A 16,645-nucleotide genomic window follows, 5' to 3' on the forward strand; every position below is an offset into this window, starting at 1 on the left:
GAGGACGCAAAGACGCAAAGATTGACTATCAATCCATTTTAATCCTTGCGCCTTAGCGTCCTCGCGGTGATACCTAAATTGTATTGACTATATCAAATGAGTATGTTACAAACCATGCGTTGGTTCGGACCGAACGACCCGGTTTCGCTGATGGATATTCGGCAGGCAGGTTGTTCGGGGGTTGTGACGGCCCTGCATCAGATTCCAGTAGGTGATCTGTGGACCGTCGACGAAATTACCAAACGCAAACAGTTGATTGAAGCCGATAACGGTCGGTATTCACCTTTACAATGGGCGGTTGTGGAAAGCCTGCCAGTGCATGAAGATATCAAAAAAGGGCGCCCTACCCGCGCGGGTTACATCGAGACTTACCAGCAGTCTATCCGCAATCTGGCTGCCTGCGGTATCCGAACGGTCTGCTATAACTTTATGCCGGTGCTGGACTGGTCCCGTACAAAGCTGGACTACGAAATGCCCGACGGCTCACGGGCACTGCGATTCGTTTGGGAGGACTTCGCCCTGTTCGACCTCTATATTCTGAAACGTCCCGGTGCGGAAGCGGATTATGAACCAGAGATCATTGAATCGTCCCGGCAGAAGCTGGCGAAAATGACGGCCGAACAAGTTGCTGAACTGACCAATACGGTATTACTTGGACTACCGGGTTCCGAAGAGGCCTTTTCGCTGGATACCTTTCAGGGCTTACTGGATGAATACCGCCAGATTGGCGATCAGGCGCTTCGCGAAAATCTGTATTATTTCATTCAGCAGGTGGCTCCGGTGGCACAGGAAGTGGGCGTCAATCTGTGCATTCATCCCGACGATCCGCCAAGACCCTTGCTGGGGCTGCCCCGTGTAGTGAGTACGGAGGCCGATCTGGCACAACTCATGAATGCCTGCGATATAACGGCCAATGGTATAACATTTTGTACCGGCTCGTTGGGCATACGACCCGACAACGATTTGCCGGGTATGATTCGACGGTTTGGCAATCGCATCCATTTTATTCACCTGCGTACGACCAAGCGCGAAGCCGATCCTCGTAATTTTCACGAAGCCGACCATTTAGCGGGTGATGTCGATATGTATGCCGTTGTGAAGGAAATCGTGCTGGAACAGAAACGACGGGGCAAAGAAGGCGTAGGGGAAACCGCCATTCCGATGCGTCCCGATCATGGCCATCAGATGCTCGACGACCTGCACAAGAAAACATATCCCGGCTATTCGGCCATTGGGCGTTTGCGTGGATTGGCGGAGTTAAGAGGCCTTGAAATGGGTATCGAACGCAGTTTAGAAACTATTAATTAAACACAGAGGCACAGAGCACACAGAGGTTTTATCACTGGAAGTTGTTTAAACACCTAATAATAGGCCCAAAATGAGTGATTTTGCCATGCTGACGAAGGAAGCATCTTAAATCTTCTAGACATAATAGTCAGGATATGGTAAGATGCTTCCTTCGTCAGCATGACAAAAATCTTCACAAGAAAAGTTTAAACAGCTTCCTAAACATACGTATATAAAACCTCTGTGCTCTCTGCGTCTCTGTGTTTAAACCACTTTTTATAAAATGACACAAACCGAAAATTTAACGTATCCGGCTGTTTTTTCGCTTGATGGCAAGTTAGCACTCATTACAGGCGGAGGCAGCGGTATTGGGTTCGATATTGCCCGGTGTATGGTTGAGTCGGGGGGGCGCGTGGTGATTACAGGTCGCCGGGAGGAACCGCTGAAAGAAGCCGTACAATCGTTGGGCGAACGGGCCCATTATCAGGTTAACGACGTGACCGACCGTGAATCGCTGGAAGGTCTGGTCGAAAAAATTGTAAGCGAGTTGGGGCCCATTGATATTCTGGTGAATAATGCGGGTATCAATATGAAAAAACCGGCGCTGGAAGTTTCTGACGCTGATTTCGACCGAATTGTCCATACCAATTTAAACTCCGTTTTTAGCCTGACCCGTACTTGTGCGCAACGGATGATGGCCCGTCAACGCGGTTCGATCATCATGATTTCGTCGATGGCGGCCTACTACGGGATCGACCGGGTGGCTGCCTATGCGGCCTCCAAATCGGGTTTAGAGGGTATGGTAAAAGTGCTGGCATCGGAATTTTCGGGCAATGGCGTTCGGGTCAACGCCATCGCACCGGGTTTCATCGAAACGGCTATGAGCAAAACGGCCATGAGTGGTGATCCAGACCGCTTTGCCCGGGCCATGCGTAGGACCCCAATGGGCGCATTCGGAAAACCGTCTGATATTGGCTGGGCGGCTGTTTTTCTGGCTTCCGAAGCTGCTCGGTATGTTACGGGCGTGTCGCTTCCCGTCGATGGTGGTAATTCAATTGGATTTTAAATGAAAAAGTAGTCGCTCGTCCGCGATGCCATGTCGGACGAGCGATTCATATTAACAGGCTGTAAAGTTTTCGGGCAAACCGTCCAGTATTCACCAGACTGCATTTATTTTGGGTCAAAATGGAGTACTGAATTGTATGAAACGGATTGCCGAATTTTCCCTGTGTATTGCCGCCTGGCTACTCGTTGTACCCTGTAGCTGGGCTCAAACCAAGTCTAAAAAAGCCCTTTTTGTGATTGTAGATGGTATTCCATCTGATGTCATTGAAAAGCAACCGACCCCCAACCTGAAAGCCATTGCCAAAGAAGGCGGTTATGCGCGGGCTTACGTAGGCGGGCAGAAAAGCAGCTATTCGCAAACGCCAACCATTTCGGCCGTCGGGTATAACAGTCTGCTTACGGGTACCTGGGTCAATAAACACAATGTATGGGACAACAGCATCAAGGCGCCCAACTACGCTTACTGGACCATTTTTCGCTTTTTCGAACAGCAGTACCCCTTCAAGAAAACAGCCGTTTTTTCGACCTGGCTCGATAACCGGACCAAACTGGTGGGCGAAGACCTGCCCCAAACCGGAAACCTACGGATCGACTATTCTTTCGATGGCCTGGAACGCGACACGCTGCTTTTTCCGCACGATAAGGAGTCGGGTTATATCCACCGGATCGATGAAAAAGTAGTGGACGAAGCCTGCCGGTATATTCAGGACGAAAGCCCGGACCTAACGTGGGTATATCTGGAATATACCGACGATATGGGCCATAAATACGGCGACAGCGAACCGTTTTACAAAGCGGTTGGCATCATGGACGATCAGATGGGTCGCCTTTGGAAAGCCATTCAATACCGGCAGAAAACGTTTGGTGAAGACTGGCAGCTATTCATCACCACCGATCATGGCCGTAGTGCCGATACAGGCAAAAATCACGGAGGGCAGTCGGATCGGGAGCGGGCTACTTGGATGGTAACGAATGCCAGAGATCTGAATAGTCAGTTTAAAACCACTACACCCGCTATTGTCGATATAATGCCGACCATGGCCCGCCATTTGGGGGTTACGATTCCGAAAGAGCAGGCATTTGAACTCGATGGTGTACCCTTAACGGGTAAAATCTCCATTGCAGAGCCGAAAGCCCGGAAAGAAGCCGGAAAACTGCTGCTGAACTGGAAAGCCGTTGATAAAGAGGGAACGGTGAAAGTATGGGTATCGACAACGAATCACTTTGAAGAAGGTAAACGTGACCAGTATAGCCTGCTGGCCGAAGTGCCCGCCAGTACCGAAGCGGCTGTGATCGAAGTGCCTAAATTACCTGCCGGGTTTGTCAAGGTTGTGCTGGAAGGCAAGCATAATTCGCTCAATCGCTGGATTGTTGAATAAGGTTATTTGACCCGTGTCCAGGTGCGGGTTTTGCCCAGTAAACTGATACCCATCACATAGCCATGGAAATCGAGCGTATTAGCATCTTTCAGTGTCAGGTCGCAATTGTAGGTTTTGCCATCTTCCGGGTTATAGATTTCTCCTCCGCTCCACACATTATTGCCCTTATAAACCAAATCTTTTAACAAGACCATGTTTATTAAGGGGCGATTCCGCAGCGTAACGTCCGGGTTTTCCGTGTCAATTTTAGGCTTGTTGGTAGCAGGGTCATTGGGCTCCAGCATCCAGACCAGTTTGCCGTAATACTTATTCCCCTGTTTATAGATTTGGACCTGATTCCTCTTTTTCGAGCTAAGCCATTTTCCCAGTACTGCATCAGGATCGTCGGCATTACGGGCGAAAGAAGGGATAGTCAGGGTGGCTACAAGCAGGAAAATGGCGAAACGAAACAGATTCATAAGACAGTTGAGGCAATGATTTTGATGTATAACTAATTCGCAGACGACTTGTCAGCGTAGTAAACGAAAAATCATGCCGACCTGTATATAGAGCGTATTAAATGCGTAAGGTTTAATGGTTGAGATCAAATTCCGGTTTCGGCAACGTATGCTTCCAGTGCCTGAAAATCCTTGGTTCGCTTCATGAAGTGAATCGGGGCCGATTGAGCGATGCGCAACGCTTGCTGGAAATGCTGGGGTAAGTAGGGTTTGGTTAACAACTGAACAGGTATCGGAAAATGCCGAAGTAGCTCGACAGGGGCGCGTATGGCACTGATCGGCCCTTCACTGACACGGGAGTTTGGTGGAAACAGAATGTTGATCTGGCGGAGCGGAACCGGCTCTTTCGGAAATGTATCCAGCGGTTGGGTTACTAAAAACTTCTCTATTCCTTCAAACGACGGAGCCAGTCCGGCAGTAGCTATGTTAAGTCCGTTGAGCGCCTTTTTCCAGACCTTGTACTGACTGAAGGCAGGAATGACGTAGGCCTTGTTGCCGATCAGTTGGATCGCTACCAGATCATCCGACAATACGGTATGTCCGGCTTTCCCAAATGCCGTGGCCGTTGTCGACTTGCCGGCACCCGGTATGCCCATAAAAACAAGGGCCTGCCTGTTTACTTCCACGGCACTGGCATGCAGCAGGAATAGACCCCGTTGGTACAGAATCACGCCAAAGACTTCGCTAAGCAGGAATAGCCGAAGCGTTCCTTCATCGGCGCCAAGATTCTGGTACACAATCTGGTTGCCGTCGCTGATCCGAAACTTACCGATCCCTTCCCAGTTGATAACAATTGCCTCCCCTGTCCGGCCAAATTTTGCCCGTACTCCCCGTCGCTGGACCCGAGTCAACTGCCCTGCTTTTTCAGGAACAGGGCCTTCGGTAATTAGGACATCTGCCGGGCCAGTCGACGATGGCAAAACACCGTCGAAATTAATGGTGGTCTGAAGAGTTAATCCAAAGGCGAAATAATGCATGATGGGGTTGATTAAGGCAAATTAATCAGTGCATTTCCTTGAGCGAAATCCAGTACAACCCGACAAAAAGCAGGCTGAAAAAGACGCCAAATGAAATATTCAGGGCTTCGAAGCCGGCCAGTGCTACGGGTAAGATAAATCCGCAGACAACTCCAGTCACGTAAATCCAGAAACCAACGCGACGCAGCCGGAACATGAAAATAGCCCCAACCAGGGTAATCAGGGAATAAAAAAAGGAAGCGATTGCCAGCGACCGAACCTGTTCTTCATCATTGGGAAGGGGAACGTTCCCCGACGAGCGGTCCTCATAATATTGCTTGGGCGATGTGTCGTCGGGCTTATTTTTTCGCTCGATCTGTGTTGTTTCTGATACCGCTTCGGTTTGCGAAAAAGAGACCACGGCATCCACGATTCCCCAGGTACAACTCAGAAAGGTAAGAATGCAAAGAAGAGTTAAAAATTGAGAGCGCATAGTAACGCGAACATCCTGTCCGCCTGTTTAATAGAAACGGATTTATCTCCGTATTTGACAGCCTGTTAAAAGGAAGTTTCGTATGTAACTTCCCAAAACCTTATTTTCGCGGCAGAGTTTCCTACATACCAACGAAATCCAAAGCCAATGACTCTGCAAGAACTGACCGAACAAATTCGGACCAAAGTTACACATGCCGATAATATCAACGCTACCGTTAAGCTCGTAACTGATGCAGGGGTTGTGTACATTGATGCTACGCAATCGCCAGCCATCGTGTCGAACGACGATAAACCCGCCGACTGCGATTTGCAGGTGAGCATCGATAACCTGGTGAAAATGAGCACAGGCGACCTGAATCCGATGATGGCTGTGATGATGGGAAAACTCAAAATCAAGGGCGACATGGGCATCGCCATGAAAATGGGCCAGATAATGGGCTAACTATAAAGAGTGAAAGAGTGAAAGAGTGAAAGAGTGAAAGAGTGAAAGAGCGAAAGAGCAAAACTAAGGGGCCAGTTGAATAAGTAGTAGCTAAGCGTTTCGGGCTTACTAGTTTGAATGGAGAACATACTTGGTCTTAGCCGTCAAGTTTCGCTCTTTCACAATTCACTCTTTCGCTCTTTAAATTTATGCCTAAGCCCTCTCGTCGTCAATTTCTGGAAAATAGTACGCTGGCTGCGGCCAGTTTTCTGCTGCTTCCGCGTCATGTACTGGGCGGAAAGTCGGCCAAAGGTGCGCGCATTATTGCTCCGTCCGATAAACTGGCTATTGCGGCTGTAGGTTGTGGAGGCAAGGCCGATGTCAATATCCGGCTGGCGTATAACAATGGCTCCGATAACATGGTCGCCCTATGCGATGTCGATGATCGTCAGGCCAAAAAATACCGGGCTCAGTTTCCCAGCGCACCGTACTTTCAGGATTATCGACAGATGTTCGACAAAGTCGGTAAAAGTTTTGATGCCGTTATTGTCAGTACGCCCGATCATATGCACGCGCCCATTGCTATGGCGGCTATGCAGCTGGGCAAGCACGTGTATGTTGAAAAACCGCTGACGCACGATATTTACGAAGCCCGGATGCTGACCCAGGCTGCCGAACGGTATAAAGTGGTCACCCAGATGGGCAACCAGGGTAGTTCGGGCGATGCCACGCGGATTATCGAAACAGCAATCCAGAAAAAACTGATTGGCCATGTGCATACAGTTTACTGCTGGACCGACCGCCCGGTATGGCCACAGGGCGTTCGGTCGCCCAAAGACAAAGGCGAATCGCAGCCGGTACCACCGGAAGTAAACTGGCCGCTCTGGCTCGGAACGGCTCCTTTTCGCGAGTATCACGAAGCCTATATGCCTACTCGCTGGCGCGGCTACTGGGATTTTGGAACGGGAGCGCTGGGCGATATGGGCTGCCACTTTATGGACGTGCCTTTCCGGGCCCTGAAACTCAAATACCCCACCGCCGTGGAGTGCAGCGTCGGTTCGGTTTACGCCGATTTCTTCAAAGAAGCCTTTTTTGATGACAGTTGCCCACCTTCGTCGGCCATTCACCTGACCTTTCCATCCGACGATAAGAAAGTAAAAGAGATTAAATTCTCCTGGTTCGATGGCGGTATTCGACCGCAATTGCCAGAAGGCGTAGCGTATGAAGACGTATTCCGGGACAACAACGGCGGTATGCTGTTTATTGGTACCAAAGGTATGCTGACGGGTGGTTTATTTGGTAATGACCCAAAACTACTCCCGGCCGATAAGTTTGCCAACACGGCTTTACCCGCTCCCGAAAAGCCACTGGTCGAAGGAAAAACGGAAGGGCATCAGCAGCAATGGGTAAAAGCCTGCAAACAGGGTTACGGAGCCTACACATCGTCGTCGTTCGATCAGTCGGGGCCACTGACCGAAACCGTTCTGATGGGCAATCTGGCTACGCGTTCCTACATGGCACGCGAAGGGGGTAAGTTTACAGGGCGTAAGCGACTTCTGTGGGATGGCGACAACATGAAGATTACCAACTTCGATTACGCCAACCAGTTTGTCCGGCGGCAATACAACGGAGGGTATACGTTATAAAGAGTGAGAGAGCGAAAGCGTGACATCCTGGACCGTAAACACGCTTTCGCTCTTTAACTCTTTAAATAAATTCCTACATTAGTGGTAGCTCAGACCACTAATGCGACGTTTTAGTCAACAGGTATTCCTCATCTTAAGCTGTTGCTTACTGACTTTTCGCCTGATCGCCCAACCGCTCAGCAAGCAGTCGGTTATTCGTTTGCCTACGCAGGGGGATGACGTTTCCTTACGGGGAAAACTGGCTTATTTTCGGGACTCACTGGCTAGCCGAACTATTTCGAATGTCATTGACCTGGCAGCCAGTTCCGCCTTTCGACCGATTACCACGCCCGTTCCTAATTTTGGCTATGTCACGGGGATCAAAGCGGCCCGGCCTGTCTGGTTGCGATTTCGAATGGAGAATGGGTCGGCAACAGCCCAGACCTGGTTGGCCGAAATCGATTTCTGGTCGTTCGATTCGCTTCAGCTTTTTCTGGTCGATAGCCAAAATCGGATCTTGTTGGCCTCACCGATTATTGGTTGGAAAACCCCGGCAACCCAACGCCTACGTCATCATCGTCACTATTGGTTTCCGTTTACCGTACCCGCCCATGAACGCGTAACGGCTTATTTCCGAATGTATAAACAGCGCGGTACACAGCTTGTGCCCATTAGCCTGATTCGGGAGTCGGCCTATGAATCGCTGGTCCAGAAGGGATACTTGTTTTGGGGTGGGGTGTTGTTCGCGCTGACGTTTGTGGCGGTAATGAGCTTTATTTTTTTCCTGACTACGCTCGACCGGATTTATTCAAAATACATTTTCTGTCTGCTTGGGCTGGTCGGCTTTTTTGTTATCAACGACGGTTTTCTGAATCAGTTTGGCTTCGATCTTCAGTTCTGGTTGCCCCGGCAGAATATTTATTTTCTCTTCCCGCTCATTCTGTTCTATTCGCAGCTAACCTTCGTCCGAACGTTTCTGTCCGTAAAAAATACGCCTTCCCGGCGCTGGCATACCATCGGAACCGTGGTGCTGTGGTGTGGCCTTTTCTGCTTGCTTGGTTTAACATTTGAACTGATCACACCCTTTTCGCCCACCGTCGAGCTGATCATGGTGCGAATTTTCTCTATTTTTTATTGGTTCCCGATGCCTGTGATTGGGGCTTATATTGTCGTGGGGATTATCCGGCGGTATCACGTTGGCGAAGCCTGGTTGTATCTGATTGCCGTTTCGCCGTTTTACGCCCTAAACCTGGGGCAGGTCTTCGCCAACTTTGGCCTGATTCCTACCTTCGAACCTGTCGCTAATTTTACGTATTATGCTGTGGCGGCTTTGTTTGAAGTGCTGGTATTGACCATTGGTCTGGCCTATCGATACAAAATGGAGCGCGATCATACCGAACGGCTTATCAAAGAAAGTACGGCTCAACAGCAACGGGCCTACGAAGCCGAAGTGCAGGCACTGGCGATGAAGAATAGCCTGCTGGTCGAAAAAGAACGAATTGCCCGCGATTTACACGATAACGTAGGGGCGCATCTGGCGTTTATCGTGACCAACCTGACGCACATCAGCGATCAGGCCGAAAAGCAATCGACAAAAGAAGGCAAACAGTGGGCTTCGCGCTTACGCACCATCGTGATGCACACGCGTGAGGCCGTTAAGCTTCTCCGCGAAACCATCTGGGCCATTCATCAGGAAAGCTTTACGGTCGAGGAGTTTGACGAACGATTGAACCAGTACATAAACCGCTACTTTCACGAACCGGATGGCCTGCACGTAGATGTCCAGGTGAAGGGTGCCCAGTCGCAGCGGCTCTCATCGACGCAGGTACTGAATCTGTTCAGAATTGTGCAGGAAGCGCTCAACAATGTGGTCAAACATGCTCAGGCAACGGTCGCCAATGTCCAGTTGCAGGTAAGTTCGGGAGGGCGCATCAACCTCCGGATTCACGATAATGGCTGTGGCTTCACCTGGAACAATGCCGTTATATCGAGCCAGCACTATGGCCTTCAGAATATGCAGACCCGCGCTCAGGAGTTGGGCGGTACCTTCCGGGTTTTTGCCGACGAGGGGACTACCGTAGAGGTCGACGTATGATCGATCAGGTAGGCGCGTATTGTTCAGCCTCAGCTCTTGTGAACCGTTTTCGCTGCCAGCCGATACAGAGCTACCAGATGTGAGAACAGGACGACGGGAACGATGAAGCCCGGAAGCCAGACGTAGGGCGCTTTCAGAACGCCAACATTAGGCTGGTCGAAACCGAACTGCTGAAAGGGCAAGGGCGCCGACAGAATAGCATGAATTACAATATTCAGCACGAGGCCCAACGTCAATACATTCCAGACGAATAGCCATCGGCTTGCCAACTGGTGGCGTTGAAACGCAAAGTAAGCCACAACAGGGGCCGTCAGACCAGACAGAATATCCAAATTACCTCCTTCAAATGTCATCAACTGCGGCACCTGGTGGTACAGGTAGAGTCCGTATAAACTTAACTCAACGGGAACCCGTACAACGTGGAGCCAGGTCAGGGTCGACAAGGGTAATTTTTCGATCCAGAGCCGCCCTCGGGACGTAATGAAAAGGCTTCCTATAAAAACGAGTGGTGGGGCAACAACCAGTACTAAACCGGGAGGTCGGGCGTCGAGGTGCAGGAAAATCTGATTGTGGGCCAATACGGCTAAAACAACCAGCCAGATCAATAGGGTGATTCCTAGTCGATTGGCTACTCGTGTAGAAACCGGCCGAACGACGTTGTAGAGAAAGTAGACAGTCAATAGGGTGGTTGCGCCGAAAAAAGCGTCTAGCCAGATGGGTGTGCTGTCGTACAGATGAGACAGATTAGGTTGCATAATTTATGACCGATTGGAGCAAGTAACAGCACTTGCGACGACAAAGAAAATGCAGCCGTCAGTCAGAAAAGCTACCGAAAAATCGCTCTGATGATGAATGGTACCCAAACAGGAGATGAATGGTCACTGGACAGGAATAGCCTCAAGCCATTTTTTAAAGTCAGGACTTCGATACCGGCTAACTACCACCTGTTCATGCGTTTGCTGTTTGTGCAGGGCAGGGCTAAGGTGCACCGCCAGCTTGCGGTTGGTATCGTCCTGAACGGCCCGAACCGCGTTTTGGGTTACTACAAACTGGCGATTAAGCTGGAAAAAGCAATGGGAATCGAGCAGCGGGGCTAATTGGGTAAAGGAAGAATAGGATGTAGACACCTGCTGCCCGTCCGTTTTAACCAGTAAAATCAGGCCACCTGTCGAATAAAAATAAGCGATCTGATCAATGGGCAACCTCAGTTTACCCGTATGTATAGCTACGGTGATCAGTTGGGGGATTGCCGCAGCCAGCAGGTTATTTTCTGAGTTGCTTTCTGGAACCGATAGCACTTTCGCTTCCCGCTCAACCAGGAAAGCCCGCAGAATATATACCCCCACATATCCGCCATTCAGCAGCGACGCCAGGGTAATGCAGACCGTTATTCCTTTCAATACCGTTGGCAGCGCTGGCCAGTGGTTTGTGTAGAGCCGTTGGGCGAGCGGGAATACAACGGCAAAGGTCAATAACGTAGCGACTCCGCCCAGAACGAACTGAGCCGCCAAACGCCGGGTTGGTTGCTGGCCAAACGATAGGCGGGCATCGAGCCAGTCATAAACTGCCAGATTCACCTCCCAGCAGGAGGCCATTACGGTGGCTACTGTCAGGAAATAAGGCCAGGGAAACTGATACCCCGGTTGCCCCGGAAATAGCTGGCTAAACACCACATGCGAAGCCACCAGCGCAGCTATCGGTACCAGTGCCAGGCGGAGGTAGAGGTGTTGTCGACGGGTAAGCGGGGCCATACTAATTAAGCGTTTGCTAGAGGAAAGCTGGTTACTACAAATGTAGCGAAAACCTGGCCCTCATAGCTAAGCCGTAACTAGTGTCCCCGGCTCCTTAATGCCATCCACCAGCATCTGCAGGGTTGTTTTTTCGTATACGGCCAGATTGGCGTCGCGGACACGCAGCATGATGGGCCGGATTTTACACGTTTCTTCACTGTCGCAGTCATCACAGCGAGTATAAAAGTGAAGCGACACACAAGGCGTTGGGGCAATCGGACCGTCAATGATGCGGACGAGTTGGGCCAGGGTAATGCGATCCGGCTCTACCCGCAGCATGTAACCACCACCTTTACCTTTCTGGCTTTGCAGCAAGCCGTGATTCCGTAATTCCAGCAGGATACCTTCCAGAAACTTCTGGGGAATGTGTTCCTGCTCGGCAATACGGGCGATCAATACTGGGCCGCTGCCATACGCCTGGGTCAACACCTTCATGGCTTTGATGGCGTATTTTGCTCTTTTAGAGATCATATAGCATTTTGTTTAGTGTGTGATTCCGATAGGGTTTTAGGATAATATATTTATCCGATAAATTTTGTATAGTAATTTGGAAAATAAAAAATCTCCCACTTACCTTTACGCCGTTATTGACCAAAAATTCAATTTACAATGGACGTCTACCAGCCCCGATGTTGCTACAAGATCGACTAAAATGCCCGCTGATGGGATGCGCAAGGCGGGTAATTTGCCTAGTCGTTTCGTGGTAAAGATCCCTGCGTTTACTGAATAACTGATCTCCACATACGTTTGATACCCTCATCTACAGACAAAAGTAAGGATTTACTTTAAATCTATATTAAATACATAGATTAAATATTTTTAAGAATCCACTTCATCAACAAGCAACCATATTCAACGACTAATTCGCTTTCGTTATGATTTCAGCTACAACAATAGGAAACCGCCAACTGGTCTACCAGATTACCGGGTTCGACCGACTGAATTTCGTAGACGACGTAGCCAATGCCGTTCCGCAGGATGACCAGTGTCGGATTACAGGGCTATCGTTTGTGGTCAATGGCGTCCGGGTCGATGGTCAGCTTACGGTCTGGGTACAGGATGATAATCGATTAGCTAGCATTTACCGTCAGTTATCTGCTATTCAGGGATTAGTCAGTATACAACAGGCTGATTGACGAAGCGTACCGAAAACAACTAAAACCATGAGTAACCAGATTATATGCCCTACAAGTGGGGTTCAGGTCAATGAGACGAAAGTTCGTCTGGTAGCAGGCCTTGTCCTGCTTATTGCTATTGGATATTGGCTCACCAATTGGTCGGTTTTACCCCTTTTGCTGTTTGCCGATTTTGGCCTTCGGAGCACCGATTTGGGAAAATATAGCCCATTAGGAGCTATAGCCAACGGCGTGGTGAATGCCCTGCATTTGCCTTATAAAGGTACCGATCAGGCTCCCAAGCAGTTTGCGGCTCGCATTGGATTTGGCTTTGCCATTCTTATTTCCGTATTACATCTGGCGGGCATCTCAGCTCTGATTCCTGTCGGTGTGCTGATCGTTTTTGCCGCGCTGGAATCGATCGTTGGCTTTTGCGCTGGCTGTTACGTGTACACGTATTACATACGGCTGTTCTCTAAGATAAATGACTAAAACAATGTAGAGTTCGGCCTTTACTTTGACCCCGATGGGTTCACTGTAAAGGCTATTTATTCACCTTCCTCTATTGGCGGCAACTGGTACTGGTAGGTCATAAAAAACCGAAACGGCGGCAACCGTTTCGGCAGGTCACAACAAGATAGTTTTTAGTCCATCAGGCGCTTGCGACGCCGGGTGGTCTACCCTGTTTCTCACGTAACCATTACAAAGTAATGCAAAAACTCTATGCAGTATGGGTAATTTTTTTACTCGTTTCGCTGGATCTGACTGCTCAATCTACCGACAGATCCGCTAACTCCTCAACAGCGACAGTTTCCGGCACGGTCCGGGCCGACAACGGCGAATTGCTTCCTGGTGTCAATATTGTGCTGAAAGGTCAGTCGAAGGGAACGGTTTCCGATGCGAACGGTCAGTTCAGTTTATCGGCTAAACCTGGCGATCAGCTCATTCTGTCGGCCATTGGGTACAAAACCATCGAAATTAAAGTCAGTGGAACCGGCTCTTTAAAGGTTGAGTTATCAGCCGATTCGCGCCAGCTTAGCGAAGTTATTGTAGTCGGATATGGCACGTCGGAACGGAAAAATCTGATTGGTTCCATTGCCAAGATTGACCCGACCGATACCAAAGTCATTCCCGTGGGTAGTGTAGACGCCCAGTTGCAGGGCAAAGTACCGGGCGTGCAGATTTCAAGCGCTACGGGTGTGCCGGGCGAACGGGTTAACATCCGGGTGCGTGGAGCCACCTCAATCAACGCCAGTAACGATCCGCTCTATGTGGTCGATGGGGTATTTATCAACAGCAATAGCCTGCAAACGATTGGTACGGGTGGGAAAGCGACGTCGCCTATTGCCGATATAAACCCCTCCGATATTGAAAGTATTGAGGTGCTGAAAGATGCCGAAGCGACTGCTTTGTACGGCTCACGCGGTGCCAATGGCGTAGTGCTGATCTCAACCAAGCGGGGTGCTTTCGGCCAGCGGTCGACGTTGAAAATCGATGCGTCGGCAGGTGCCGCAAAAGCTGCCAAACTCTGGGAATTGACGACTGGCCCTGAGCATGCTACCTTAGTAAATGAATGGTGGGTGAATACGGGTAAAGATACGCCGTCGCTCAATCGAACGGTTGCGAACCGCCCGTTCCGTCCGGTTTCGGAAGGGGGCCGTGGCTTACCCGAAGACCAAAAAACTTACGATCGGCTGGGTGAACTGTTCCGAACGGCGCAACTTCGTAATTACGACATCTCGCTATCGGGCGGTACGCAAACGACCAAATACTACATTGCAGGTGGCTACAACACGCAGGAAGCCATCATTCGACCCATCAATTTCAACCGGGCCAGTTTGAAGGTCAATCTCGATCAGCAGGTAAACGACAAAATACAGGTGGGGGTAAGCAATACATTCACCCGTACCTATCGGAATCAGGGCCGGGCGGGTGATGGCCCTGCGGGGGGCTTGTTACAGGCAGCTTTACACACACCGACGTACCTGTCGCCCACCAATGATCAGGGCGTACTGGTAGGCCGGGCTGGCTTCGACAACCTAACCTTGCTGATCAATAATTACAATGTCCATACAACCAGCCTGCGGTATATCGGTAATCTGTATGCCGATGCTCAACTGCTGCCCGGCCTGAAATTTCGGACCAGTTTCGGTATCGATTACAACAACTACAACGAGTCGGAATACTGGAATTCCAAGCTGATTTCGGGTAGCCCCAATGGCTATGCCACCTCAAGCATCAGCCAGTACACCACCTGGCTCAACGAGCAAACGCTCACGTACCGCAAAAAGCTTGGTTCAAACCATTCATTCGGTGTGTTGATCGGGAATACGTTACAGAGCGATAACCTGACCCGGACGTATGCTGAAGGGCGCGGTTTCCCAAATGATAACTTCACTCAGATTTCATCGGCAGCGACTACAGCTAGTTCGCAAAACTGGAGCAAGAGTACGCTGGCTTCGTTCTTTGCCAAAGCCGATTACAACTTCGCCGGGCGTTATCTGATCGATGCCAGCCTGCGGGCCGATGGGTCGTCGCGTTTCGGCTCATCGCGTAAGTGGGGCTATTTCCCGTCGGTGGGCGTGGCCTGGCGAGCGAAGCAGGAAGCCTTCTTACAGAACGTTACAGCCATCAGCGATTTAAAACTACGGGCCAGTTGGGGGGTAACGGGTAACCAGAACGGCATCGGCAATTTTGCCGCCCAGGGCCTCTGGACGGGCGGTACGGGCTATCAGGGTAGTCCGGGTATTTCGCCCCAGCAACTGGGTAACCCCGATCTGCAATGGGAGCGAACCCGCCAAATCAGCGCCGGACTAGATGTATCGTTGTTTGCTGACCGGATTGGTTTGGAATTGAACGTGTACGATAAATACACCACAAACGGCCTGTTTCAGATCGCACTGGCGGGTACCACTGGGTTCAGTAACTACTGGAGCAATGCCGCCGAAATCAGCAACAAAGGCTTTGAATTGGGAATCAACACGGTTAATCTCCGGCGGAGTGGGCTGACCTGGACCACCAGTTTCAACGTAGCGCAGAACGTAAACCGGATCGAAAAACTGGCAACCCCGCTCAAATACGGAAGCCGCGACTTAATTCTCCAGCAACAGGGCTTTCCGCTGTATTCGTTCTGGGTGTACAAACAGCTTTACGTCGATCCGCAAACGGGCAACGTCGTGTATGACGACGTAAACAAAGACGGCAAAATCACCGTCGATGACCGTCAACTGGTGGGCAGCATCTGGCCGAAATTCTTCGGGGGCCTGACCAACAGCTTCTCGTATAAGGGCTTCGATGTAAACCTGTTCTTCTCGTACCAGTACGGCAACAAGATTTATAACCATAACCGATTCTTCGGTGAAGGTGGTGGAGCCCGTGATGATGCCCGCATCATTTTCAAATCGAATCTGGCTCGCTGGCAGAAACCGGGCGATGTGACCGACGTGCCCCGTCCCGATGGCATCAATGTCAATAACTATCGTGATGGTGGAAGCCGCTGGCTGGAAGATGGCTCGTTTCTGCGACTGAAGTCATTGACAGTAGGCTATACCGTTCCGAAAGAACTGACCCGCCGATTGGGTATCCAGAACGTTCGCTTGTATGCCGTTGGAACCAATCTGTGGCTGCTCACCAAGTACACCGGCCTTGACCCCGAATCCAGCTCCAGCAGCGACCAGAATGCACAGGGTATCGACCTCGGCACTCCTCCCCAGCCCGTTGGTATTCAGGGGGGTATTAGTTTGACGTTGTAACATTCTCTTAACGGCAGCGACCATCTCCAACCCCCTTAAAAGAGAGGAAATAGTCTCTGCGACTGACCACTTTCCTGAAAAGAATCTAGCCTCTTCCAAAAGTCTCCCCTCTCCTGATTTCAGGAGAGGGGCCGGGGGTGAGGTGGTACGACCAAACATACATAAACC

At 50.3% G+C, this 16,645-nt stretch carries 15 protein-coding genes; 9 read left to right on the plus strand and 6 right to left on the minus strand.

Annotated elements, in window-relative coordinates; all coding sequences use genetic code 11:
- The first annotated feature begins 114 nt into the window (after positions 1-114).
- The 3 genes from uxuA (at position 115) to B153_RS0132915 (ending at position 3,731) form a co-directional block, all read left to right on the plus strand.
- The gene (gene uxuA / locus B153_RS0132905) at positions 115-1,308 is read left to right on the plus strand and encodes a mannonate dehydratase (RefSeq protein WP_020601017.1); all 1,194 of its coding nucleotides are present in this window, start codon (positions 115-117) and stop codon (positions 1,306-1,308) included.
- A gap of 262 nt (positions 1,309-1,570) precedes the next feature.
- Positions 1,571-2,353: an SDR family NAD(P)-dependent oxidoreductase gene (locus B153_RS0132910; protein WP_020601018.1), complete on the plus strand. Its 783-nt coding sequence runs from the start codon at positions 1,571-1,573 to the stop codon at positions 2,351-2,353.
- A gap of 136 nt (positions 2,354-2,489) precedes the next feature.
- On the plus strand, positions 2,490-3,731 hold the full coding sequence (locus B153_RS0132915; RefSeq protein WP_020601019.1) for an alkaline phosphatase family protein: 1,242 nt from the start codon (positions 2,490-2,492) through the stop codon (positions 3,729-3,731).
- Positions 3,732-3,733: 2 nt separating this feature from the next.
- Here B153_RS0132915 and B153_RS0132920 read toward each other — a convergent pair whose 3' ends face one another.
- From B153_RS0132920 to B153_RS0132930, 3 genes are all read right to left on the minus strand, one after another.
- Entirely contained in the window at positions 3,734-4,189 is a 456-nt protein-coding gene (locus B153_RS0132920; protein ID WP_020601020.1) for a DUF2147 domain-containing protein, read from the minus strand.
- Positions 4,190-4,314: 125 nt separating this feature from the next.
- A complete protein-coding gene (locus B153_RS0132925; RefSeq protein ID WP_020601021.1) occupies positions 4,315-5,205 on the minus strand; it encodes a phosphoenolpyruvate carboxykinase (ATP) in 891 nt (296 codons plus the stop codon).
- Between the two features lie 25 nt (positions 5,206-5,230).
- A complete protein-coding gene (locus B153_RS0132930; protein WP_020601022.1) occupies positions 5,231-5,677 on the minus strand; it encodes a hypothetical protein in 447 nt (148 codons plus the stop codon).
- A gap of 147 nt (positions 5,678-5,824) precedes the next feature.
- On the opposite strand from B153_RS0132930, the gene B153_RS0132935 reads away from it, so the two are divergent.
- The 3 genes from B153_RS0132935 (at position 5,825) to B153_RS0132945 (ending at position 9,820) form a co-directional block, all read left to right on the plus strand.
- The gene (locus B153_RS0132935; protein WP_020601023.1) at positions 5,825-6,121 is read left to right on the plus strand and encodes an SCP2 sterol-binding domain-containing protein; all 297 of its coding nucleotides are present in this window, start codon (positions 5,825-5,827) and stop codon (positions 6,119-6,121) included.
- Between the two features lie 188 nt (positions 6,122-6,309).
- Complete coding sequence (locus B153_RS0132940; RefSeq protein ID WP_020601024.1) at positions 6,310-7,746, plus strand: Gfo/Idh/MocA family protein; 1,437 nt, start codon at positions 6,310-6,312, stop codon at positions 7,744-7,746.
- Positions 7,747-7,846: 100 nt separating this feature from the next.
- Positions 7,847-9,820: a sensor histidine kinase gene (locus B153_RS0132945; protein WP_020601025.1), complete on the plus strand. Its 1,974-nt coding sequence runs from the start codon at positions 7,847-7,849 to the stop codon at positions 9,818-9,820.
- 29 nt (positions 9,821-9,849) lie between these two features.
- Here the strand turns inward: B153_RS0132945 and B153_RS0132950 are convergent, their stop codons facing one another.
- The 3 genes from B153_RS0132950 to B153_RS0132960 all read right to left on the minus strand — a co-directional run bounded on the left by B153_RS0132950 (position 9,850) and on the right by B153_RS0132960 (position 12,081).
- A complete protein-coding gene (locus B153_RS0132950) occupies positions 9,850-10,575 on the minus strand; it encodes a hypothetical protein (protein ID WP_020601026.1) in 726 nt (241 codons plus the stop codon).
- A gap of 123 nt (positions 10,576-10,698) precedes the next feature.
- Entirely contained in the window at positions 10,699-11,571 is an 873-nt protein-coding gene (locus tag B153_RS0132955) for a LytTR family DNA-binding domain-containing protein (RefSeq protein WP_020601027.1), read from the minus strand.
- A gap of 66 nt (positions 11,572-11,637) precedes the next feature.
- Entirely contained in the window at positions 11,638-12,081 is a 444-nt protein-coding gene (locus B153_RS0132960) for an RrF2 family transcriptional regulator (protein WP_020601028.1), read from the minus strand.
- A 404-nt stretch (positions 12,082-12,485) separates the two neighbouring features.
- Between B153_RS0132960 and B153_RS0132965 the strand changes: the two genes are divergently transcribed.
- From B153_RS0132965 to B153_RS0132975, 3 genes are all read left to right on the plus strand, one after another.
- Positions 12,486-12,746 (plus strand): ACT domain-containing protein, encoded by a 261-nt coding sequence (locus B153_RS0132965; RefSeq protein ID WP_020601029.1) that lies wholly within the window; start codon positions 12,486-12,488, stop codon positions 12,744-12,746.
- Between the two features lie 27 nt (positions 12,747-12,773).
- Positions 12,774-13,217: a DUF4395 domain-containing protein gene (locus B153_RS0132970; protein WP_020601030.1), complete on the plus strand. Its 444-nt coding sequence runs from the start codon at positions 12,774-12,776 to the stop codon at positions 13,215-13,217.
- 218 nt (positions 13,218-13,435) lie between these two features.
- Positions 13,436-16,477 carry a SusC/RagA family TonB-linked outer membrane protein gene (locus B153_RS0132975; protein WP_020601031.1) on the plus strand — a complete coding sequence of 1,014 codons (3,042 nt, stop codon included), beginning with the start codon at positions 13,436-13,438 and terminating at the stop codon, positions 16,475-16,477.
- Positions 16,478-16,645: the final 168 nt, after the last annotated feature.

Source organism: Spirosoma panaciterrae DSM 21099, assembly GCF_000374025.1.
Lineage (GTDB): Bacteria > Bacteroidota > Bacteroidia > Cytophagales > Spirosomataceae > Spirosoma > Spirosoma panaciterrae.